At 70.4% G+C, this 20,328-nt stretch carries 18 protein-coding genes; 13 read left to right on the plus strand and 5 right to left on the minus strand.

Annotated features, from left to right (window positions below; genetic code table 11):
• Window positions 1-77: 77 nt before the first annotated feature.
• Window positions 78-1,412 carry an alpha-2,8-polysialyltransferase family protein gene (locus tag DIZ27_RS09100; protein WP_109377810.1) on the minus strand — a complete coding sequence of 445 codons (1,335 nt, stop codon included), beginning with the start codon at window positions 1,410-1,412 and terminating at the stop codon, window positions 78-80.
• Window positions 1,409-2,389: a glycosyltransferase family 2 protein gene (locus tag DIZ27_RS09105; protein WP_109377811.1), complete on the minus strand. Its 981-nt coding sequence runs from the start codon at window positions 2,387-2,389 to the stop codon at window positions 1,409-1,411. The genes DIZ27_RS09100 and DIZ27_RS09105 overlap by 4 nt, the downstream gene beginning before the upstream one ends.
• 198 nt (window positions 2,390-2,587) lie before the next feature.
• Between DIZ27_RS09105 and DIZ27_RS09110 the strand changes: the two genes are divergently transcribed.
• From DIZ27_RS09110 to DIZ27_RS09125, 4 genes are read left to right on the plus strand one after another with little or no spacing between them, the layout of a single operon-like run.
• Window positions 2,588-3,919, plus strand: a complete 1,332-nt coding sequence (locus tag DIZ27_RS09110; protein ID WP_109377812.1) for a DUF6716 putative glycosyltransferase — start codon at window positions 2,588-2,590, stop codon at window positions 3,917-3,919.
• Window positions 3,920-3,951: 32 nt separating this feature from the next.
• Window positions 3,952-5,211: an acylneuraminate cytidylyltransferase gene (locus tag DIZ27_RS09115; protein ID WP_109377813.1), complete on the plus strand. Its 1,260-nt coding sequence runs from the start codon at window positions 3,952-3,954 to the stop codon at window positions 5,209-5,211.
• Between the two features lie 21 nt (window positions 5,212-5,232).
• Entirely contained in the window at window positions 5,233-6,171 is a 939-nt protein-coding gene (locus tag DIZ27_RS09120) for an N-acetylneuraminate synthase family protein (RefSeq protein WP_109377868.1), read from the plus strand.
• Window positions 6,172-6,220: 49 nt separating this feature from the next.
• On the plus strand, window positions 6,221-7,285 hold the full coding sequence (locus DIZ27_RS09125) for a hypothetical protein (protein ID WP_109377814.1): 1,065 nt from the start codon (window positions 6,221-6,223) through the stop codon (window positions 7,283-7,285).
• A gap of 96 nt (window positions 7,286-7,381) precedes the next feature.
• Here the strand turns inward: DIZ27_RS09125 and DIZ27_RS48405 are convergent, their stop codons facing one another.
• Window positions 7,382-8,671, minus strand: coding sequence for a helix-turn-helix transcriptional regulator (locus DIZ27_RS48405; RefSeq protein ID WP_109377815.1), 1,290 nt, complete (start codon window positions 8,669-8,671; stop codon window positions 7,382-7,384).
• Window positions 8,672-8,835: 164 nt separating this feature from the next.
• Between DIZ27_RS48405 and DIZ27_RS09135 the strand changes: the two genes are divergently transcribed.
• Both DIZ27_RS09135 and DIZ27_RS09140 read left to right on the plus strand, forming a co-directional pair.
• On the plus strand, window positions 8,836-9,921 hold the full coding sequence (locus tag DIZ27_RS09135; RefSeq protein ID WP_109377816.1) for an S-(hydroxymethyl)mycothiol dehydrogenase: 1,086 nt from the start codon (window positions 8,836-8,838) through the stop codon (window positions 9,919-9,921).
• Complete coding sequence (locus tag DIZ27_RS09140; protein ID WP_109377817.1) at window positions 9,918-10,547, plus strand: MBL fold metallo-hydrolase; 630 nt, start codon at window positions 9,918-9,920, stop codon at window positions 10,545-10,547. The genes DIZ27_RS09135 and DIZ27_RS09140 overlap by 4 nt, the downstream gene beginning before the upstream one ends.
• Before the next feature lie 305 nt (window positions 10,548-10,852).
• On the opposite strand, the gene DIZ27_RS09145 is transcribed toward DIZ27_RS09140, so the two are convergent.
• Window positions 10,853-11,077, minus strand: a complete 225-nt coding sequence (locus tag DIZ27_RS09145; protein WP_109377818.1) for a type II toxin-antitoxin system HicA family toxin — start codon at window positions 11,075-11,077, stop codon at window positions 10,853-10,855.
• Window positions 11,074-11,292: a type II toxin-antitoxin system HicB family antitoxin gene (locus DIZ27_RS09150; RefSeq protein WP_109377819.1), complete on the minus strand. Its 219-nt coding sequence runs from the start codon at window positions 11,290-11,292 to the stop codon at window positions 11,074-11,076. Before DIZ27_RS09150 ends, DIZ27_RS09145 begins: the two co-directional genes overlap by 4 nt.
• Window positions 11,293-11,764: 472 nt before the next feature.
• On the opposite strand from DIZ27_RS09150, the gene DIZ27_RS09155 reads away from it, so the two are divergent.
• The 7 genes from DIZ27_RS09155 to DIZ27_RS09185 all read left to right on the plus strand — a co-directional run bounded on the left by DIZ27_RS09155 (window position 11,765) and on the right by DIZ27_RS09185 (window position 20,237).
• The gene (locus DIZ27_RS09155; protein ID WP_109377820.1) at window positions 11,765-13,036 is read left to right on the plus strand and encodes a M20 family metallopeptidase; all 1,272 of its coding nucleotides are present in this window, start codon (window positions 11,765-11,767) and stop codon (window positions 13,034-13,036) included.
• Between the two features lie 205 nt (window positions 13,037-13,241).
• Complete coding sequence (locus DIZ27_RS09160; protein WP_109377821.1) at window positions 13,242-14,300, plus strand: BMP family protein; 1,059 nt, start codon at window positions 13,242-13,244, stop codon at window positions 14,298-14,300.
• Between the two features lie 307 nt (window positions 14,301-14,607).
• On the plus strand, window positions 14,608-15,657 hold the full coding sequence (locus DIZ27_RS09165) for a BMP family protein (RefSeq protein ID WP_109377822.1): 1,050 nt from the start codon (window positions 14,608-14,610) through the stop codon (window positions 15,655-15,657).
• Window positions 15,658-15,863: 206 nt separating this feature from the next.
• Entirely contained in the window at window positions 15,864-17,432 is a 1,569-nt protein-coding gene (locus DIZ27_RS09170; protein ID WP_109377823.1) for an ABC transporter ATP-binding protein, read from the plus strand.
• Window positions 17,432-18,556, plus strand: coding sequence for an ABC transporter permease (locus DIZ27_RS09175; protein WP_109377824.1), 1,125 nt, complete (start codon window positions 17,432-17,434; stop codon window positions 18,554-18,556). Before DIZ27_RS09170 ends, DIZ27_RS09175 begins: the two co-directional genes overlap by 1 nt.
• Window positions 18,553-19,827 (plus strand): ABC transporter permease, encoded by a 1,275-nt coding sequence (locus DIZ27_RS09180; protein WP_109377825.1) that lies wholly within the window; start codon window positions 18,553-18,555, stop codon window positions 19,825-19,827. The genes DIZ27_RS09175 and DIZ27_RS09180 overlap by 4 nt, the downstream gene beginning before the upstream one ends.
• Window positions 19,824-20,237 carry a cytidine deaminase gene (locus DIZ27_RS09185; protein WP_109377826.1) on the plus strand — a complete coding sequence of 138 codons (414 nt, stop codon included), beginning with the start codon at window positions 19,824-19,826 and terminating at the stop codon, window positions 20,235-20,237. Before DIZ27_RS09180 ends, DIZ27_RS09185 begins: the two co-directional genes overlap by 4 nt.
• Window positions 20,238-20,328: the final 91 nt, after the last annotated feature.

The raw sequence follows: 20,328 nt of genomic DNA on the forward strand, positions 1-20,328 counted from the left end.
GCTTCCGGGCGGATGGACGATGAACACTTCCCTTCGAACAGCCGACCGGTCCTCGCCGCTCGGCCGCGCGTCGTCCTTCACCGCTTGACCGCGCGCCGGACGGCCCGCGCGCGCCGCACCACTCTGCGCGCCGTCGCGTTGTGCCGCAGGAACGCCAGCCGCTGCGGAACGCCGCCGGGCAGGCCCAGGGAGGTGAGCCGCCTCTTCTTGAAGTACCGCCGGGTGCCGCCGTCCAGCCGTGTGGACAGGTAGCGCTCGGCCTGCGGCCGCAGTTCCCAGAGGATCTTCGGCTGCATCGCGAAGCCGACGGCGCGGACCAGGTCGCCGAGCGCGTCGGTGTCCATGACCCCGCGCCGCTCGGCGACCGCCGCCGCGTCCGTCGGAGCCGGCAGCAGCGCGTCGGCGATGGTGACCGGGATCCGGTTGCTGTTCTCGTAGGGCGTCAGCCGGTCCAGCAGGGTGTCCGTGCCGACCCGGGCGACCGGCAGGCCGTACAGGGCGGACGCGGTCAGCAGGGCCGTGGAGAAGCAGCCGACGACCAGTGCCGGGCGCATCCGCTGGTACAGAACCTCGGCCAGGACCGGGGTGTCCACCACCGTGAGGTCGACGCCGAGCCGCTCGGCCTCCTCCTCCAGGGTGCGGGTGAAGCGCGCCGGGGCCGTGGGGTGCGGCTTGAACACCACCCGGCCGTGACCGAGGTGCACCGCGCCCTTCAGCATCCGCACATGCAGGTTCTCCTCCTCCTCGGCGGAGAGGATGTCCAGCGCGGAGAGGTACTGGCCCAGGAGTAGCGCGGGCTCCGCCACGTCGGGCAACTCGGCGTCGGTGTCGGACAGTTCGGCCAGCACCTTGGTGAACGCCGGGGTCGCCACCACCTCTGGCGCCACCCCGAACTCGGTGAGCAGCAGCGGCTCGAGCCCCGGCACCAGGTCGAGGTGGAGCAACCGCTCCACCCGGGTGCCGACCAGCGGGTCGATCTTGTTGCGGGTGGGGCCGTAGCTCATCAGACCGTCCGCGTAGACGGTGACGGGCGCGTCGATGAAGATCTGCGCCACCCCGAGCGCCGGGTTGACCTGGATGGACTCCACGACGAGCGCCACGTCGTCGTCCCCCAGGTTCCACAGCAGCCGCAGATGGCGCTCCCACAGGGGCACGTCCTCGAGGCGCGGCGCCCAGCTGCCGGGGTGGAACGGGAAGACGGTCTCGTTCCACGACAGCACGTCGTCGAACCGGGACCGCAGGCGCTCGAACCCGGGCATCTCGTCCACGGCGGGCGTCGTCTCGGGCGTCGTCGCGTTGTTGGAGACCAGCAGGATCCGCCGGCCGGCCGGGGCGAGGCAGCCCGAGTCCAGGGCGGCGGCGAGGGTGGCCGCTCCGTAGAGGGTCGACGCCATGAAGATCTGGGTGGTCACGCGGCGACCTCCGCGGCCGGCACCGGACGGCGGCGCAGCCGGCGCAGCCGGGTGGCGCGCTCGGTGTCCATCGAGTCGAGTGCGTCGTCGAGCACGTCCTGCGGCATGCGCCGCAGCGCGGCGGTGCCCATGTCCTTCAGTTTCCGGGCCACGGACGGCTCGAACCTTTCGATGGATCCCAGATGGTGGGAAATGATGGCGCAGTAGGTGCGCACGGCCTTCGGCAGCAGCGTCGCCGCCTCGGAATCCCGCGCGGTCTCCTCGACCACCTGGTCGAACGCGCGAATGAAATCGAGCTGCCGGGCGTCGCCGATCTGGGTCAGCGACGAGGAGACACCGCGCCGGTAGAACACCCCGAGCAGGCTGGTCACCGCGAAGGACTCCGCCTCCCGGTGCAGCTTCCAGATCCAGGGCCGGTCCTCGGCGGTGCGCAGTCCGTCGGTGAAGTGCAGCAGGCCCCGTTCGACGAGCCTGCGGTGGTAGACGCCCGCCCAGGCGTAGGCGTAGTCGACGGAGGTGGTCCGGTGGGCGGGGAGGATCGCGTCGCGCGGATCGAGAGGCACGTTGCGCCGGCCGTGCGGGACGCGGTGCACGGTACGGGCCCGCGCCGTGCACTGCACATGGTCGGTGCGGACGAAGTCGCAGTCCAGCTTCTCGATCGCGGAGACCAGCCGGGCGTAGTGGCCCGGCGCCAGCCAGTCGTCCCCGTCCAGGAAGGTCAGGTACTCGCCGCGGGCCCGGTCGATGCCGGTGTTGCGGGCGGTCGCGAGCCCGCCGTTCCGTTCATGTCTCACCAGCACCGCCCCCGGCAGTTCACGCTCCGCGCGCGCGAGGAGATCCGCGGTCCCGTCGGTCGAGCAGTCGTCGACGAGAATGAATTCGAAGTCGTCCCGCGCGTTGGCGCGCAGACTCCGCAGGGCATCGGGGACGTAGGGGAGCACGTTGTAGAACGGCACGATGACGGAGAGCTTGGGCACGTCGGCGACGCTAGGCGGCGGCCCGTCATCCGTCTTTACCCACACCTTGATACGTGATGAACGACGCGTGTCGAAGCAGTGAAGCGAACGTTTTTCCGGACGCCGGACGGGCCGATTCGGCATTCGGCGATCTTCTGTTAACCATTTGTTGGATTCGGGTTGGGCCGCTACTAGAAATTGCTTCCTAGCGTCTCCGCCGTGCCAGTAAGTGCAACGAAGACCCTGCGAGTCGCCGTCCTCGCGGATTCCGACACCCGGTGGAAATGGGGCGCGCTCACCGCGAACCGCATCGCCCCGGAGGATTCGGACATCCGGCTGGACGGTTATCTCCTGCGGGGCCGTGCGACTCCCACCGCCCGTCAGCTCGAAGAGGTCGGCGTCCAGGCGGACGCCCTCCACGAGGTGACCGCGGTCCAGTTCCTGCGTGCCATGCGGGAGGAGCCGTACGACGTCCTGGTCCTCGCCCTGGTCGGCGGCGGGGTCCAGGCGATGCTGCACGGACTCGGGCGCGTCTGGGGGGACGGCCCCGCCGGCCGGCCGAAGCGGCCCGTCGTGGTCACCGGATACGTGGGCGTCGTCTACGAGAAGCTCGCCGACGGCCTGCTGCTGCGCCACGGCGCCGACCTCGTCCTCGCCAACTCCCGTCAGGACGCGGACCGTTTCCGCGCCGTGTACGAAGGAGTGGGCGCCGACGCCGGCTCGGTGACCGAGGTCGCGCTGCCCTTCCTCGGCGGCGCCGCCCACACCGGGGAGGGGGAGCGCGACCCCTACACGGTCGTCTTCGCCGCCCAGCCCTCCGTCCCGGAGAGCCGCAAGGACCGCACCTACCTGCTGAACCGGCTGATCGAGCACGCCCGCCGGCACCCCGAGCGCGAGGTGCTGCTCAAGCTGCGCTCCAAGCCGGGCGAGCACACCACGCACATCGAGGAACTGCCGTACCAGAAGCTGGTCCAGCGGTTCGACCCGCCGTCCAACTTCCGTCTGGTGTACGGGCACATGGGCGAGGTGCTGGACCGCACCGACCTGCTGGTCACGATCAGCTCCACGGCCGCCCTGGAGTCCCTGCACCGGCGCATCCCGACCGTCGTCCTCACCGACCTCGGGGTGCGCGAGGCGCTCGGCAACCACCACTTCGTCGGCTCCGGCTGCCTGGCCTCCTGGGACCAGCTCGACGCCGGGCACCGGCCCGTGCCGGACGAGGAGTGGGTGTCCCGGCAGGGCGTGGCCACGGACGGTTCGTATGCCACCGCCTTCGACGCCGCCCGCGCACGCGTCGCCGAGCTGCTCGACCGCCCCGGCGGCCTGCCGCCGCTGGCCCCGTACTACACGCCCGTCACCGCGCCCGGCTACCTGCCCGGCCTGCTCGCCCGCCACCACCTCGGCCCGGACGGCACCCCGCTGCCCGGCGCCCCCGCCGCCGACAAGGAGCCCGGACCGGTCCGGCAGATCGTGCGCCGCGCGGCGCGCGGTGCCTACCGGCACGGCGTCCAGCGGGTGGCCCCGGTGGTCCGTCGGATGGGCGAACTGTGACCGCCTCCCTTCCTGCTCGAGGAGCTGATCCCATGACCGAACCGCAAGTGGACCGGGGCGGTGCGCCGGTGAGACGAGTACTCGCCGTGATCCCCGCACGCGGCGGCTCCAAGGGCGTGCCCGCGAAGAACCTCGCGCCGGTCGGCGGCGTACCCCTGGTGACCCGCGCCGTCCGCGAGTGCCGGGCCGCGCGCCACGTCACGGACGTCGTCGTCTCCACCGACGACCAGGCCATCGCCGCCGCCGCCCGGCAGGCCGGCGCCGAGATCGTGCTGCGCCCCGCCGCCATCGCGGGCGACCTCGCCACCTCCGAGGCCGCCGTCCTGCACGCCATGGACGTCCACGAGGCCCTGCACGGCGCCCCGGTGGACGTCGTCCTGCTCGTCCAGTGCACCAGCCCCTTCCTGGTCCGCGAGGACATCGACGGGGTGGCCGGCGCGGTCGCCGAGCAGGGCGCCGACACGGCGGTGACCGTGGCTCCCTTCCACGGCTTCGTCTGGCGGGACGCGACGGATGCGACGACGGCGGACACTCAGCCGGACGGTGGCAGCGGAGGCTTCGGCGTCAACCACGACAAGTCGTTCCGCCCCCGCCGCCAGGACCGGCCCCAGGACCTCCTGGAGACCGGCGCCGCCTACGCGATGGACGCGGTGGGCTTCCGCGAGCACAAGCACCGCTTCTTCGGCCGGACCGAACTCGTCCGCACCGACCCCGCGCGGGTCCTGGAGATCGACGACCCGCACGACCTCGCCCGCGCCCGCGCCCTCGCCCCGCTCTTCGACGCGGGCCGGCCGGACGCCCTCCCGACCGCGGAAGACATCGACGCGGTCGTCCTCGACTTCGACGGCACCCAGACCGACGACAGGGTGCTGATCGACGCCGGCGGACAGGAATTCGTCGCCGTGCACCGCGGCGACGGACTCGGCATCGGAGCCCTGCGCAGGTCGGGCCTGAAGATGCTGATCCTGTCCACGGAACAGAACCCGGTCGTCGCCGCCCGCGCACGCAAGCTCAAGCTCCCCGTGCTGCACGGCATCGACCGCAAGGACCTCGCACTGAAGCAGTGGTGCGAGGAACAGGGCATCGCGCCCGAGCGCGTGCTCTACGTCGGCAACGACGTCAATGACCTCCCGTGCTTCGCCCTCGTGGGCTGGCCCGTGGCGGTCGCGAGCGCCCACGACGTCGTGCGCGGCGCCGCACGCGCGGTCACCACCCTCCCCGGTGGCGACGGCGCGATCCGGGAGATCGCCAGCTGGATCCTCGGCCCCTCTCTCGATTCCCTCCCCAAGTAAGGAAACACCGTCATGAGCACCGTGAACCCCAGCTCCCGCATCCGCCGCTTCGGTACCCGCGAGGCCGGTCCCGGCCGCCCCGTGTACGTCACCGGTGAGATCGGCATCAACCACAACGGCGACATCGAGAACGCGTTCAAGCTGATCGACGCCGCCGCCGAAGCCGGCTGCGACGCCGTCAAGTTCCAGAAGCGCACGCCCGAGATCTGCACCCCGCGCGACCAGTGGGACATCGAGCGCGACACCCCCTGGGGCCGGATGACGTACATCGACTACCGCCACCGCGTGGAGTTCGGCGAGGAGGAGTACGGCCAGATCGACGCCTACTGCAAGAAGAAGGGCATCGACTGGTTCGCCTCCCCGTGGGACACCGAGGCCGTCGCCTTCCTGGAGAAGTTCGACGTCCCCGCCCACAAGGTCGCCTCGGCCTCCCTCACCGACGACGAGCTGCTGCGCGCCCTGCGCGCCACCGGCCGCACGGTCATCCTCTCCACCGGCATGTCCACCCCGAAGCAGATCCGCCACGCGGTCGAGGTCCTGGGCAGCGAGAACATCCTGCTCTGCCACGCCACCTCCACCTACCCGGCGAAGGCGGAGGAGCTGAACCTGCGGATGATCAACACCCTCCAGCAGGAGTTCCCGAACGTCCCGATCGGCTACTCCGGCCACGAGACCGGCCTGCAGACCACCCTGGCCGCGGTCGCCCTCGGCGCCACCTTCGTCGAGCGCCACATCACCCTGGACCGCGCCATGTGGGGCTCCGACCAGGCCGCGTCCGTCGAGCCGCAGGGCCTGAGCCGCCTCGTCCGCGACATCCGCACCATCGAGGCCTCCCTCGGCGACGGCGTCAAGAAGGTCTACGAGTCCGAGCTGGGCCCGATGAAGAAGCTCCGCCGGGTCCCCGGCGTCGTCGCCGAGGCGGAGATCGCCGCGGCCGCGGGCGAGCCGCTGACCGTCTGACCTTCCCTCCACCCACCATCCCCTTGACGACGGGAACGGTCGTACGTCGATGAGCCCCCGCGCCGGGAACGCCGGCTCCCACACTCTCGCCTTCGTCGAGAGCCCGGTACAGCTGCTGAACGTGCTGGAGTGGGCGCACGCGCATGCGCCCGGCGCGGGGCTCACCCTCGTGGTGCTGTCCCCCGTCGACCCCATGACCCGCGGCCAGTTGCGCCGCATGTCCGAACTGGCCCGCGAGGAGGGCCACGAGGTCCGCTGGGAGGAGGCGCGCGGCGGAGCCGCCGCACCCTTCCAGACCATCGCCGGACTGGCCGGCCCGCTGCGCCGGGCCGACCGCGTCCTCCTCGGGGACCCCTTCTCCCGGTACGTACAGCTCCTGCTGACGATCACCCGGGCCCGCGACCTCGTCGTCGTCGACGACGGCACGGCGACCATGGAGTTCGTCGGTCAACTCGCGCGCGGCGAACGCCTGGTGCGCTGGCACCGCAAGGGCGGCCGGCGCGGCCCCCGGGACCTGCTCCTCGCCCCGGTGTCCGGCGTCGCCCGGCGCAGGCTCACCCCGGGCGGCCGGCGCCGGGTGGAGGTCTTCTCCTCGATGCCGGTGACGGACATCCCGCCCGGAGTCACCGTCAGCGCCAACGCCTTCGCCTGGACCCGGGCCCGGTTCGGCCCGCCCCGCATCACCAGGACCGCCGACATGGTGGGCACATCCCTGGTGGAGACCGGCGTGGTGGACGCCGACGCCTACCTGGAGGCCGTCCGCTCCCTCGCCAAGACCCACGGCGCGACCCGCTACTTCGCCCACCGCCGCGAGAGCACCGAGAAACTCCACCGGCTCGCGGTAGAGACGGGCCTCGAGATCGTCCGCCCCGAACTCCCCCTGGAGCTGATCGCCCGCCGGGGCCCCATCGGCGGCACCGTCCTCAGCTTCCCGTCGACCGTCGTCCACACCCTCCCCCTCGCCCTGTCCGGCACGGAGGTGCGCATCGCGGTCTGCGACATCAACCCCGCCTGGCTCACCGAGAACGCCTCCCCCCGCGCCCAGGGCTTCCTCTCCGGCGTCACCGGCACCGCCCGCGACGTCCACCGCCTGTCGGCGGTGGCGACGGCGTGAACGGATGCCGGTGACCGCCCACCTGGAAGTGGGCGACGGCGCCACCGCCCGCGGAGCGCACGGTGACTCTCCGGGAGCCCGGCCGACCGGCAACGGTCACTGCCCCTCCCGGCCCCCGGCCACCGAACCTTGCTCGTACCCGTTCAGGGCCAGTGCCGCGGCCTCACCCCGTGAGCTGACTTCGAGTTTCCTCAGCACTCCGGTGACGTGGAACTTGACAGTGCTCTCGGTGATTCCGAGTTCGTCCGCGATGGCCTTGTTCCGCTTGCCTTGCGCAAGAAGGTGCAGAACCTCCTGTTCCCGTGCGTTGAGGCTCGACAGCCTGGTCTCCCCTGTTCGAACGGCCGGTGGGTCGAAGGGAAGGGTGATGCCGGCCCGGCTTCCCCAGCCCGGCACGGCGTCGAGGCTGACCGTGGCGCCGAGCGTGCGTGCGCGGCCCTCGAGCTGGAGTGACAGCGCGCGCACGTCCACGCTCCCGGATTCCTGCTCCCGCACGTCGATCCGCAGTGACGTGCCGTCACAGGTCCAAGCGATGCGCAGGCGCGACGGACCCGGTTGCGCGGTGAAGGCCAGCACCGCGGTCCGCGTCATCGCGCGGGCGGCGTAGGCGACTTCTCCGGGCAACGGCCGCGCCGCCTTGGTCGGCGGCACGAATTCGACGCGTACTTCGTGATGCTTGAGCATGTGCCGGATGTCCCTGCGCAGCTTCGTGAACGCGGCCGGGGCCGGTTCCTCGCTCAGGGCCAGATCGGACTTCTGGGCGGAGCGCAACGCCACCAGCGCGAGGGAAGCGGACTCGGTCGCGGCCACACGGGCACGGTGATCGTCGAGTGCGGTGGCGCGCAGCGTGTTCAGGATGGCCACCAGCGCACTCTCATGCGCCGTCGCCATCTCGGTGATGGTGCGGGCCCGCTCACTGGAGGCCGCGCGCGACTCGGCGAGGTAGTCCGGGCTCGCCTGCGCGACCTGTTGGCTGATCGAGGTTGCGACGATCCCGAAGAGGGCCGACAGCGCGGCGGGCTGCGGGAGCCCCTTGCGGGAGGCGCGCGGCACGAGGACGAGCAGCGTGCCGACCGGGTCACGGACGGCCCAGACGGTGCGGGTGGCTCCGCCGATCGCCGCCGTGGTGCTGAGCGGTCGGCCGGGCTCGAGGAGGGCCTTCAGCTGCTCGAGTTCGTCGATCGTGACCTTGTCGGTCATTTCGGTCGCGCCGGTGACCTTTCGTGGCCGGCCGGTGCACTCCCTGGTGAAGATGATGAGCGCGGTGTGCGGCCACCGGTCCGACAGGAAGCGGGAGAACCGGCGCGCGATCTCGTGCAGCGGGCCCTCGATGACCTCTCGCAGTGCGAGAAGGTCCGTCTCCGGCGGTGCCTTCGTGTCGAGCATTCCACGCACCATAGCCGGTCCGGCCGCTGGCCGGAGGTCGAGGTTCTACTGGTCCGTCGCACAGGTCGCCCGTCCTCGGCCCGGAGCTAACGTCGTGGAGGACATGCGCCGGTGCGCATGCGTTTCTGACGACTGACAACCGACTGACGAAGGAACCAGCTCAGATGCCCCAGCAGGTCCGCGGTGTGATCGCCCGTTCCAAGGGAGCTCCGGTCGAGCTCACCGACATCGTGATTCCCGATCCGGGACCGGGTGAGGTCGTCGTCGCGGTCGCCGCGTGCGGCGTGTGCCACACCGATCTGACCTACCGCGAAGGCGGTATCAACGACGATTTCCCGTTCCTCCTCGGACACGAGGCCGCCGGCACCGTGGAGAGTGTCGGCGAAGGTGTCGAGTCGGTGCAGCCCGGCGACTTCGTCGTCCTGAACTGGCGTGCCGTGTGCGGGCGGTGCCGGGCCTGCAAGCGCGGGCGCTCCCAGTACTGCTTCGACACGTTCAACGCGAGCCAGAAGATGACTCTGACCGACGGGACGGAACTCACCCCGGCGCTCGGCATCGGCGCTTTCGCGGACAAGACCCTGGTCCACGCCGGACAGTGCACCAAGGTGGACCCGTCCGCGGACCCCGCCGTCGCGGGCCTGCTCGGCTGCGGTGTCATGGCCGGCCTGGGCGCCGCCGTCAACACCGGCGGGGTGAGCCGCGGGGACTCGGTGGCCGTCATCGGCTGCGGCGGCGTGGGCGACGCAGCCGTCGTCGGGGCGCGGCTGGCGGGCGCATCGAAGATCATCGCGGTGGACCGGGACGAGAAGAAGCTGACCTGGGCGGCCGACCTGGGCGCCACCCACACGGTCAACGCCGGCGAGACCGACGTCGTCACCGCGATCGCCGAACTGACGGGTGGGTTCGGCGCCGATGTCGTCATCGACGCGGTCGGCCGACCCGAGACGTGGAAGCAGGCGTTCTACGCCCGCGACCTGGCCGGCACGGTCGTCCTCGTCGGCGTGCCCACCCCGGAGATGAAGCTCGAACTGCCCCTGCTCGACGTGTTCGGCCGCGGCGGCTCCCTGAAGTCGTCCTGGTACGGCGACTGCCTGCCGGAGCGCGACTTTCCGATGCTCGTCGACCTGCACCTGCAAGGCAGGCTGCCGCTGGAGAAGTTCGTCTCCGAGCGCATCGCGCTCGACGAGGTCGAGAAGGCCTTTCACACCATGCACGCCGGCGAGGTGCTGCGTTCGGTGGTGGTCCTGTGAGCGGCCTGCGTGTCGAACGCGTGGTCACCTCCGGTGTCTTCGCCCTCGACGGCGGCACATGGGACGTCGACAACAACGTCTGGCTCGTCGGCGACGACGACGAGGTGGTGATCATCGACGCGGCGCACGACGAGCAAGCGATCATCAAGGCGGTGGGAGACCGGAACGTGGTGGCCGTCGTGTGCACGCACGGCCACAACGACCACGTCACCGTCGCGCCGCAACTGTCCCGTGAGCTCCAGGCGCCGGTCCTGCTGCATCCCGGCGACCGGGAGTTGTGGGAGATGACCCACCCCGGCCAGGCCTTCGGGCACGCGAGCGACACGCAACGCGTCGACGTGGCGGGCACGGCACTCGAGGTGATCCACACTCCGGGACACTCTCCCGGGTCCGTCTGCCTGCACCTGCCCGAAGCCAAGGTGCTGTTCACCGGGGACACGCTGTTCTCGGGCGGCCCCGGAGCCACGGGTCGTTCGTTCTCCGACTTCCCCACCATCATCGGGTCCATCCGCGACAGGCTGTTCACACTGCCGGAAGAAACCCGGGTCCACACCGGACACGGCGACGGCACCACGATCGGCGCCGAGGCGCCGTACCTGGCCGAATGGATCGCACGCGGCCACTGAGCCGACCCCGGGCCGGGGAACGACCGGCGACAGTGCTTTCGCCTGCTTCCCCGGCCCGCCCGGCAGCATCGTCCGGCATACCGCCGAGCGGAAGCCGCTCGGCATGGAAACAGGTGTGGGGCGCCTGTGCGGGCCCCCAACGCTGCCTGTGCTTCTCGTACTTGGTTGCTTCCTGCTGAGTCAGAACCCGTACCCGGTGCGGTGAATGGCGGAGGCCCGGAGCAGGCCCCGAACCTGGACGCACTCGGCCACGATCTCGTGATCCTCGATCAGCTCAGCGCGGCTGCTCAGGCCCGGTGAGTGAACTACTTCAGGTGCTCCTCAAGATCTTCGACGGTCCAGTCGGCCTGGCGGAGGACGGAGCGGAGGGTACCGGGTGCGAGGCAGCGGTGGAGGGGGACGATGACGGTCCGCTCGCCGCTGCGATATTTGGCGTGGCTGCCACGGGTGGAGATGTGCTCGAACCCGCCTCGCTCGAAGGCCTTCGCGACAGCAGTGCCGGAGAGGCCGGTGGGGACGGCTGGGCTCACGCGACACGCCGGACTTCGACGGGGGCGGTGATCACGTCGGTGACCTCGGGGGCAGGTGCGTCCTCGAAGTACAGCTCCAGTGCCTCGCGGAGGTTCTCCAGGGACTCCTCGATGGTCTCTCCCTGCGAGGTGACCTCGACCTGGAGGCAACGTGCCACGTACCACTCGCCCTCGTGGGTGATCGCTGCGGTCAGGTGCAGTGCTTCAGTGGTCATGTCGCCAGTCTGGCACGCACCGCCCGGTGAAACCGGCGGCTTTCGCGCGACATCACCCACCGGGTCGACACGCATGGTCCCGCACCCTATCGGCGGAACCGGGGGCCCCGAAGACGCTTTCACCCGTACGCGTGGACGACGGCGGTGACGCGGGCTCCGTGTCCGTCACCTGAACCGGCCCGCGTACGTCGGGCGATGCGTGGTACACCGAGGAGAGGTGAAGTGCGGTGAAACGGGTGCCGGAGAACGGCGGAACGCGGACGGGACCACAGCGGAACAGCCGCTGTGACAGACATCACGCACCGGTGGCCGGGCAGCCTCGCACTCCCCTGAAAGAGCGGCGAGTTTACCCGTCCCGACGCACGGTTATGCGCAGGGCCGCCAGTTTTTCTTCCCCTGACGGGCTGATTTTTCTTGATCGGGGAGCAGCGGACCGTCCCGGCGTCCTACCCTTCAAAGGGTGAAGCAACTGATGTCACTGGAGTCCGAGGTCGATCTGCCCGGAGGGGCGGTGCTCCCGGGCGCCCTCCCCGAGATGCTGCGCACCGAGCTCATCGCGTTCCGGCGCGACCTGCACATGCACCCCGAGCTCGGCAACCAGGAGTTCCGCACCACCGCGGCGATCAAGGAGCGGCTCGAGCGGGCCGGCCTCGCACCCCGCGTACTTTCCAGCGGAACCGGTGTCATCTGTGACATCGGGGTGACGGACGACACCGGCATCGCCGCCGACGCGCCCGCGGACATCGGCACGGACATCGGTACGGACACGGGCATACTCGCCATGCGCGCCGACATCGACGGCTTGCCCATCCCCGACACGAAGACCGAGTGCCCGTACCGCTCCACCGTGCCCGACCGCGCGCACGCCTGCGGCCACGACGTGCACACCACCGTGGTGCTGGGCGCCGGGCTGGTCCTCGCCGAACTGCACCGTCAGGGCCTGCTGCCCCGGCCGGTGCGGCTGATCTTCCAGCCCGCGGAGGAGGTGCTGCCCGGCGGCGCCTCCGAGGCCATCGTGGACGGCGCGCTCGACGGGGTCGGGCGGATCATCGCCGTGCACTGCGACCCCCGGGTCGACGCCGGGCGGGTCGGGCTGCGCCAGGGCCCCATCACCTCCGCCTGCGACCGTCTGGAGATCGCCCTCGACGGCCCCGGCGGCCACACCGCACGGCCGCATCTGACCACCGACCTGGTCACCGCCGCCGCCCGGGTCGTCACCGACGTGCCCGCCCTGGTGGGCCGACGGGTCGACAGCCGCAGCGGGCTCGCCGTGACCTGGGGCAGGATCGAGTCGGGCCACGCGCCCAACGTCATCCCGCAGCACGCCGAACTCTCCGGCACCGTGCGCTGCCTCGACCTGGACACCTGGCGACTGGCCCCCGACCTCGTGGTCGCCGCGATCGACGAGGTGGCCAACCTGCACGGCGCCAAGTCGGAGATCAACTACGTGCGCGGGGTCCCCCCGGTGGTCAACGAGGACGGCGTCACCGAGCTCCTGCGGGACGCCATGATCGCCCGGCGCGGCTCGGAGTCCGTGGAGAACACCGAACAGAGCCTCGGCGGCGAGGACTTCTCCTGGTACCTGGAGCGGGTCCCCGGTGCCATGGCCCGTCTCGGGGTCCGTCCCCCGGGCGAGCGCACCGTGCGCGATCTGCACCAGGGCGACTTCGATGTCGACGAGCACGCCATCACCGTCGGCGTCGAACTCTTCACCGCCGCCGCCCTGCTGGACGCCCTGCGGTAACTGCCCCTGTTTTCCCTCCACTTGAGCTCCCCCTTGCGCTCCGCTCGTGCGTGCGTCGGGGGAGGGGCGGCGTGGTGCGCTTGTCGCATTGGCGGCACGAATGGATAACAGCCCCGCGGTCCCCCGTTCCCAGGAGTGTCTACGCGCGTTAATCTGCGCCGAACCGAGCACCCGATGGGGGGCTTTGCGGAATGGGGAACTTCAGATGCGTCGGATATCCAGACTGACTCGCGTCGCGGTGGGCGTCGCGTCGCTCGCACTCGCCGCCACGGCCTGCGGTGGCACCAGCAGTGACAGTGGCGACAAGGGCGGCAAGGGCGGCACCAAGGAAGACCTCGGTCTCGCCATCGCCTACGACATCGGTGGCAAGGGCGACCAGTCCTTCAACGACGCCGCGTACGCGGGCCTGGAGCAGGCGAAGAAGGAGTTCGGCTACAAGACCGCCGACGTCGAGCCCACCGAGGGCGAGACCGACGCGGACAAGGAGCAGCGCCTGTCCACGCTCGCCAGGCAGGGCTACAACCCCGTCATCGGCGTCGGCTTCGCCTACGGGCCGGCGATGGAGGCCGTGGCCGCGAAGTACCCCGACACCACCTTCGGCATCGTCGACTCCGTGGTCGAGGGCAAGAACGTCGCCTCCCTCGTCTTCGCCGAGGAGCAGGCCTCCTACCTGGCCGGCGTCGCCGCCGCCAAGGCCACCAAGACGAAGACGGTCGGCTTCGTGGGCGGCGTGGACATCCCGCTGATCCACAAGTTCCGGGCCGGCTTCGAGCAGGGTGTCAAGGAAACCGACCCGAAGGTCAAGGTCATCTCGCAGTTCCTCACGCAGACCGCGGAGGAGGGCGGCTTCTCCAGCCCGGACAAGGGCAAGGCCGCCGCCGAGGGCCAGATCGAGAAGAAGGCCGACGTCGTCTACCAGGCGGCCGGTCTCTCCGGACAGGGCGTGATCGAGGCCGCCGCCAAGGCGAAGGTCTGGGCGATCGGCGTCGACTCCGACCAGTACAAGCAGGAAGCCCTCGCCGGCTACAAGGACTTCATCCTCACCTCCGCCACCAAGGAGGTCGGCGGTTCGGTGTACGCCCTCGCCAAGTCCGTCGAGGAGGGCAAGCCGCGGACCGGCACCCAGGTCTTCGACCTGAAGGTGGACGGCGTCGGCCTCTCCGAGAGCAACCCGAAGATGGCCGAGATCAAGGGCCTCACGGAAGCCGTGGCCAAGGCCAAGGAAGGCATCGTCGACGGCTCCATCAAGGTCAAGTCGGAGTAGTCGGCAGGAGCCGGTGACGCCAACCGGCCGTACGAGAGCGTCGGCTGTACCAGAGGGCCGGCCGTCACGCCGAGCACAGGGGCGGGCACCCGAGCGGGTGCCCGCCCCTGTGCGTCGACTCCCGCGCCCCGCACGGCCACCCTCCGTTCGCGATCGGCAACGGTGTGAAACGGTGAGAAGGTGGGATTGGCCACGGGCCCATAACAAGGTGGACAGAAGGGTTTTCCCGGGAGGTCTACGCGCGTTAATCTGCGGCGAGCAGCGCCGTAGCCGAATCTTCCGGCGCTTGTACGAAGGAGCACCACACATGCGCCGGTTTTCCCGGATCACGGTCGCAGGCGCAGCGACCGCCTCTCTGGCCCTCACGCTCTCCGCCTGCGGCGGTACCTCGACCTCTTCCGGCTCGTCGGAATCCAAGGGCGACAAGGGCATCGCCATCGCGTACGACGTCGGCGGCCGGGGTGACCAGTCCTTCAACGACGCCGCCTACGCCGGCCTGAAGCAGGCGGAGAAACAGTTCGGCTACAAGACCACCGACGTCGAGCCCACCGACGGCGAGACCGACGCGGACAAGGAACAGCGGCTGACCTCGCTGGCCAAGCAGGGGTACGACCCGGTCGTCGGTGTCGGCTACCTCTACGCCGCCGCGGTGAAGGCCGCCGCGGAGAAGTACCCGGACACCACCTTCGCCATCGTGGACGACGCCACGGTCGAGGCCGACAACGTGGCCGACCTGGTCTTCGCCGAGGAGGAGGCCTCCTACCTGGCCGGTGTCGCCGCCGCCGAGACCACCAAGACCGATGTCGTGGGCTTCGTGGGCGGCGTGGACATCCCGCTGATCCACAAGTTCCGGGCCGGCTTCGAGCAGGGTGTCAAGGACACGAACCCGGACGTCAAGGTCATCTCGCAGTTCCTCACGCAGACCGCGGAGGAGGGCGGCTTCACCAGCCCGGACAAGGGCAAGGCCGCCGCCGAGGGGCAGATCGAGAAGAAGGCCGACGTCGTCTACGCGGCGGCCGGTCTGTCCGGTCAGGGTGTCATCCAGGCCGCCGCCGCCAACAAGGTGTGGGCGATCGGTGTGGACTCCGACCAGTACAAGCACGAAGCCCTGGCGGAGTACAAGGACTGGATCCTCACCTCGGCGATGAAGGACGTCGCCAAGTCCGTGTACAAGCTGGCGCAGTCGGTCGAGGACCGCAGTCCCCGGACCGGTATCCTCAGGGGCGATCTGAAGGCGGGTGAGGTGAGCCTGTCGAACTCGAACCCGAAGTTCGCGGACAACGCCAAGCTCCAGGACGTCCTCGAGACGGCCAAGAAGAAGATCATCAGCGGCGAGATCAAGGTCAAGTCGAGCTGAGCCCGCAAGTCCTGAGCAATGTGTGACCCACGGGGTCGCGACCGCTCGACGGGGTGCGGGGAGTAAGCTCCCCGCACCCCGTCGGTTCGGTGTGCCGCCCCCTTTGATGCCGTCGGGGCGCTACGCGCGTAGACGACCCCCGTCCCCAGGAGTGCGCCATCAACGCGTCCAGCAGCCCTCCGGCCGGAGCTGCGGTCAACGAATCGGTGACCGCCGTCGAACTCGCCGGGATCACGAAGCGTTTCCCGGGCGTCGTGGCCAACCACGACATCCACCTCACGGTCCGCAAAGGCACCGTGCACGCCCTCGTCGGTGAGAACGGGGCCGGCAAGTCGACGCTGATGAAGATCCTCTACGGCATGCAGAAGCCGGACGAGGGCACCATCGCGATCCACGGCGAGAAGGTCGCCTTCTCCTCGCCGGCCGACGCCATCGCCCGCGGCATCGGCATGGTCCACCAGCACTTCATGCTCGCCGACAACCTCACGGTCCTCGAGAACGTGGTGCTCGGCAGCGAGAAGCTGTACGGCATCGGCGCGAAGGCCCGGCGCAGGATCAAGGAGATCTCCGACCGCTACGGCCTCGGCGTACGCCCCGACCTGCTGGTCGAGGAGCTCGGTGTCGCCGCCCGCCAGCGCGTGGAGATCCTCAAGGTCCTCTACCGCGGCGCCACCACGCTGATCCTCGACGAGCCCACCGCCGTCCTGGTACCGCAGGAGGTCGACGCGCTCTTCGACAACCTGCGCGAGCTCAAGGCGGAGGGCCTGTCGGTCATCTTCATCTCCCACAAGCTGGGTGAAGTCCTCTCCGTGGCCGACGACATCACCGTCATCCGCCGCGGCACCACCGTCGGCACCGCCGTACCCGCCGAGACCACCCCGCGCGAGCTCGCCGAGATGATGGTCGGCAGCGAACTGCCGACGCCCCAGACCGCCGAGTCCACGGTCACCGACCGCGCGGTGCTCACCGTCGACAAGCTGCGCCTGGCGGCCCCCGGCGGCAAGGCCCTGCTCGACGACATCAGCTTCACCATCCACGAGGGCGAGATCCTCGGCATCGCCGGAGTCGAGGGCAACGGCCAGACCGAACTGGTCGACGCGCTCATAGGCCTGCGGACCGCCGACTCCGGCGTCATCCGGCTGGCCGACGAGGAGATCACCACCTGGCCCACCCGCCGGCGGCGCGAAGAGGGCATCGGCTACATCCCCGAGGACCGGCACCGCCACGGGCTGCTCCTCGAATCCCCCCTCTGGGAGAACCGCATCCTCGGCCACGTCACGGAGAAGCCCAACGCCAAGGGCGTCTGGCTGGACCTGAAGGCCGCCCAGCAGGACACCCGCCGCATCGTCGAGAAGTACGACGTCCGCACCCCCGGCATCGACGTCACCGCCGCCTCCCTCTCCGGCGGCAACCAGCAGAAGCTGATCATCGGCCGCGAGATGAGCCACCGGCCCCGCTTCCTGATCGCCTCCCACCCCACCCGCGGTGTGGACGTCGGCGCGCAGGCCGCGATCTGGGACCACATCCGGGAAGCGCGCCGCGAGGGCCTCGCCGTTCTCCTGATCTCCGCCGACCTGGACGAGCTGATCGGTCTGTCCGACACCCTCCGGGTGATCTACGACGGCAAACTGGTCGCGGACGCCGACCCCGCGACCATCACCCCGGAGGAGCTCGGCACCGCCATGACGGGTGCGGCCACCGGACACCTCGAACACGAAGAGACCCCCGAGACCCGGGCCGACGCCCCCGCGTCTCCGGAAGACGAGGCCCGCTGATGAAGAAGTTCGACAAGGAGCGCGTGCTCCTCGCGGTGGCCGGCCCGGTCATCGCGCTCGCCGTGGCCTTCGTGCTCAGCGCGATCGTGCTGCTCGCCTCGGGCAAGAGCCCGGTCGAGCCGTTCGCCCTGATGTTCGAGCAGGCGACGTTCTCCGACATCCAGGTGCTGATCATCAACCAGGCCTCGATGTACTACATCGCGGCCCTCGCGGTGGCCATCGGCTTCCGGATGAACCTCTTCAACATCGGTGTCGACGGCCAGTACCAGCTCGCCGCCATGATGGCCGCCATCGTCGGCGCCCACGCCGCCCTGCCGGCCGCCCTGCAGATCCCGCTGCTGCTCCTGACCGCCGTCCTCACCGGCGCCTTCTGGGCCGGCATCGCCGGTGTCCTCAAGGTCACCCGCGGGGTCAGCGAGGTCGTCGCCACGATCATGCTCAACGCGATCGCGACCTCCGTGATCGGCTACCTGTGGCTGCCGACCGTCTTCGGCGTCAAGGTCGGCAACAACAACACCACCGGCGTGATGCACGAGTCCGGCTGGGTCCCCGGCATCGACCTGGGCGAGGCCGGCGAGATCTACGGCCTGGTCGTCCTCGCCGCGCTGCTCGGCATCGGCTACTGGGTCGTCCTCAACCGCACCCGCTTCGGCTTCGACCTGCGCGCCTCCGGCGCCTCGCAGACCGCCGCCGCGGCCAGCGGGGTCAGCCCCAAGCGCATGGTGCTCAGCGCCATGCTGATCTCCGGCGGTCTCGCGGGCCTCGCGGGCCTGCCCATCCTGCTCGGCGACACCCACACCTACAGCCTGAACTTCCCGACCGGCATCGGCTTCCTCGGCATCGGCATCGCCCTGCTCGGCCGCAACAGCCCGGTCGGCATCGCCTTCGCCGCCCTGCTGTGGGCCTGGCTCGACAAGGCCTCGCCCGAGCTGGACTTCCACGGCTACGACAAGGAGATCGCGGTCATCATGCAGGGCCTGATCGTGCTCTCGGTCGTCGTCTCCTACGAGGCCGTCCGCGAGTGGGGCCTGCGCCGCCAGCAGCGCCGGGTCGGCGCGGAACTCGCCGCGGGTCACGTCCTCGGCGCCGACAACAACTCCACGAAGGAGGTGGCCGGCCGATGACCGCCCCGACCACAGCGACCGACGTCAACCAGCCCTCGCTGCAGCCCGCGGCGCCCACCGGCCGCCGCATGTCGTGGCCCGTGCTGTTGCTGGTCATCGCCGGCGCCCTGGCCCTGGTCTCGATCGTCCGCATCATCACCGGCGCGGACGGCATCACCAACGTCAGCCAGATGTCCACCGCCCTCCAGCTGGCCGTGCCCATCGGCCTCGCCGGACTCGGCGGTCTGTGGGCCGAGCGCGCGGGCGTCGTCAACATCGGTCTCGAGGGCATGATGATCCTCGGCACCTGGTTCGGTGCCTGGGCCGGATTCCAGTGGGGCCCGTGGACCGGCGTCCTCGTCGGCCTCATCGGCGGCGCCCTCGGCGGCCTGCTGCACGCCTTCGTCACCGTCACCTTCAACGTCAACCACATCGTCTCCGGTGTGGCCATCAACATCCTCGCCCTCGGCGCCACCCGCTACCTCGCCCCGCTGGCCTTCGAGGGCCACCAGGGCGGCTCCGCCAAGCAGTCCCCGGCGGTCGAGTCGCTCGGCCACTTCACCGTGCCGGGGCTGTCCGACGGACTGCGCGACCTCAACGAGAAGGGCTGGTTCTTCGTCTCCGACATAGCCGGCCTGCTCGGCGGACTGGTCACCAACGTCTCCTGGCTGACCCTCATCGCCATCGCGCTCATCCCCGCGACCTGGTGGATCCTGTGGCGCACCGCCTTCGGCCTGCGGCTGCGCTCCTGCGGCGAGAACCCGGTCGCCGCCGAGTCCCTCGGCGTCAACGTCTACAAGTACAAGTACATCGCCGTGGTCATCTCCGGCGCCCTGGCCGGCCTCGGTGGTGTCTTCCTGTCCATCGTCGCCAACCCCTTCTACCTGGAGGGCCAGGTCAGCGGGCGCGGCTACATCGGCCTCGCCGCGATGATCTTCGGCAACTGGATGCCGGGCGGCCTCGCCATCGGCGCCGGCCTCTTCGGCTACACCGACAGCCTCAACCTGCGCGGCGGCTCCGCCAACGTGCACGCGCTGCTGCTGCTCGGCGCGCTGCTGCTGCTCATCGGCGCGATCTGGCTGGTGGTCCGCAAGAAGTACGTGCACGCGCTCGTCACCCTGGTCGTCGGCGCCCTCGTCTACGCCTGGTACGCCGGCACCAACGAGGTCCCCAACCAGGTCGTCTCCGCCACGCCGTACGTCATCACCCTGGTGGTCCTCGCGCTGTCCGCACAGCGGCTGCGCATGCCGAAGGCGGACGGACTGCCCTACCGGAAGGGGCAAGGCGGATGACCCCGCCCGAGGCCACCACGGCCGACATCGACTGGGAGGCCCTGCGCGCGGTCGCGCGCGAGGCCATGACCCACGCGTACGTCCCCTACTCGGGCTACCCGGTCGGTGTCGCCGCCCTGGTCGACGACGGACGCACGGTCTCCGGCTGCAACGTCGAGAACGCCAGCTACGGGCTCGGCCTGTGCGCCGAGTGCGGGCTGGTCTCGGAGCTGCACCGCACCGGAGGCGGCCGGCTCACGCACTTCACCTGCGTGGACGGCAGCGGCGAGATCCTCGTCCCGTGCGGCCGGTGCCGGCAGCTGCTGTACGAGTTCGGCGGCCCCGAGCTGCTGCTGGAGACCCCGGCGGGCATCCTGCCGCTGTCGGAGATGCTGCCCCAGGCCTTCGGCCCGCAGCACCTCGCCGAGTAACTCCCCCGCGGCCCCTCCGGTCGACTGCCGCCACCGTCGGCCGGAGGGGCCGCGCCGCACTCTTCGCCCTCCGGAAGGAATGCCAGCCATG

This window comes from Streptomyces sp. NWU339 (assembly GCF_003143855.1).
Classification (GTDB): domain Bacteria; phylum Actinomycetota; class Actinomycetes; order Streptomycetales; family Streptomycetaceae; genus Streptomyces.

Coding starts and splice junctions, on each gene's coding strand:
- DIZ27_RS09155 (WP_109377820.1), top strand. CDS start 11,765: ATGTCACTGGAGTCCGAGGTCGATCTGCCCGGAGGGGCGGTGCTCCCG.
- DIZ27_RS09175 (WP_109377824.1), top strand. CDS start 17,432: ATGAAGAAGTTCGACAAGGAGCGCGTGCTCCTCGCGGTGGCCGGCCCG.
- DIZ27_RS09165 (WP_109377822.1), top strand. CDS start 14,608: ATGCGCCGGTTTTCCCGGATCACGGTCGCAGGCGCAGCGACCGCCTCT.
- DIZ27_RS09185 (WP_109377826.1), top strand. CDS start 19,824: ATGACCCCGCCCGAGGCCACCACGGCCGACATCGACTGGGAGGCCCTG.
- DIZ27_RS09150 (WP_109377819.1), bottom strand. CDS start 11,292: ATGACCACTGAAGCACTGCACCTGACCGCAGCGATCACCCACGAGGGC.
- DIZ27_RS09115 (WP_109377813.1), top strand. CDS start 3,952: ATGACCGAACCGCAAGTGGACCGGGGCGGTGCGCCGGTGAGACGAGTA.
- DIZ27_RS09125 (WP_109377814.1), top strand. CDS start 6,221: ATGAGCCCCCGCGCCGGGAACGCCGGCTCCCACACTCTCGCCTTCGTC.
- DIZ27_RS09180 (WP_109377825.1), top strand. CDS start 18,553: ATGACCGCCCCGACCACAGCGACCGACGTCAACCAGCCCTCGCTGCAG.
- DIZ27_RS48405 (WP_109377815.1), bottom strand. CDS start 8,671: ATGCTCGACACGAAGGCACCGCCGGAGACGGACCTTCTCGCACTGCGA.
- DIZ27_RS09160 (WP_109377821.1), top strand. CDS start 13,242: ATGCGTCGGATATCCAGACTGACTCGCGTCGCGGTGGGCGTCGCGTCG.
- DIZ27_RS09135 (WP_109377816.1), top strand. CDS start 8,836: ATGCCCCAGCAGGTCCGCGGTGTGATCGCCCGTTCCAAGGGAGCTCCG.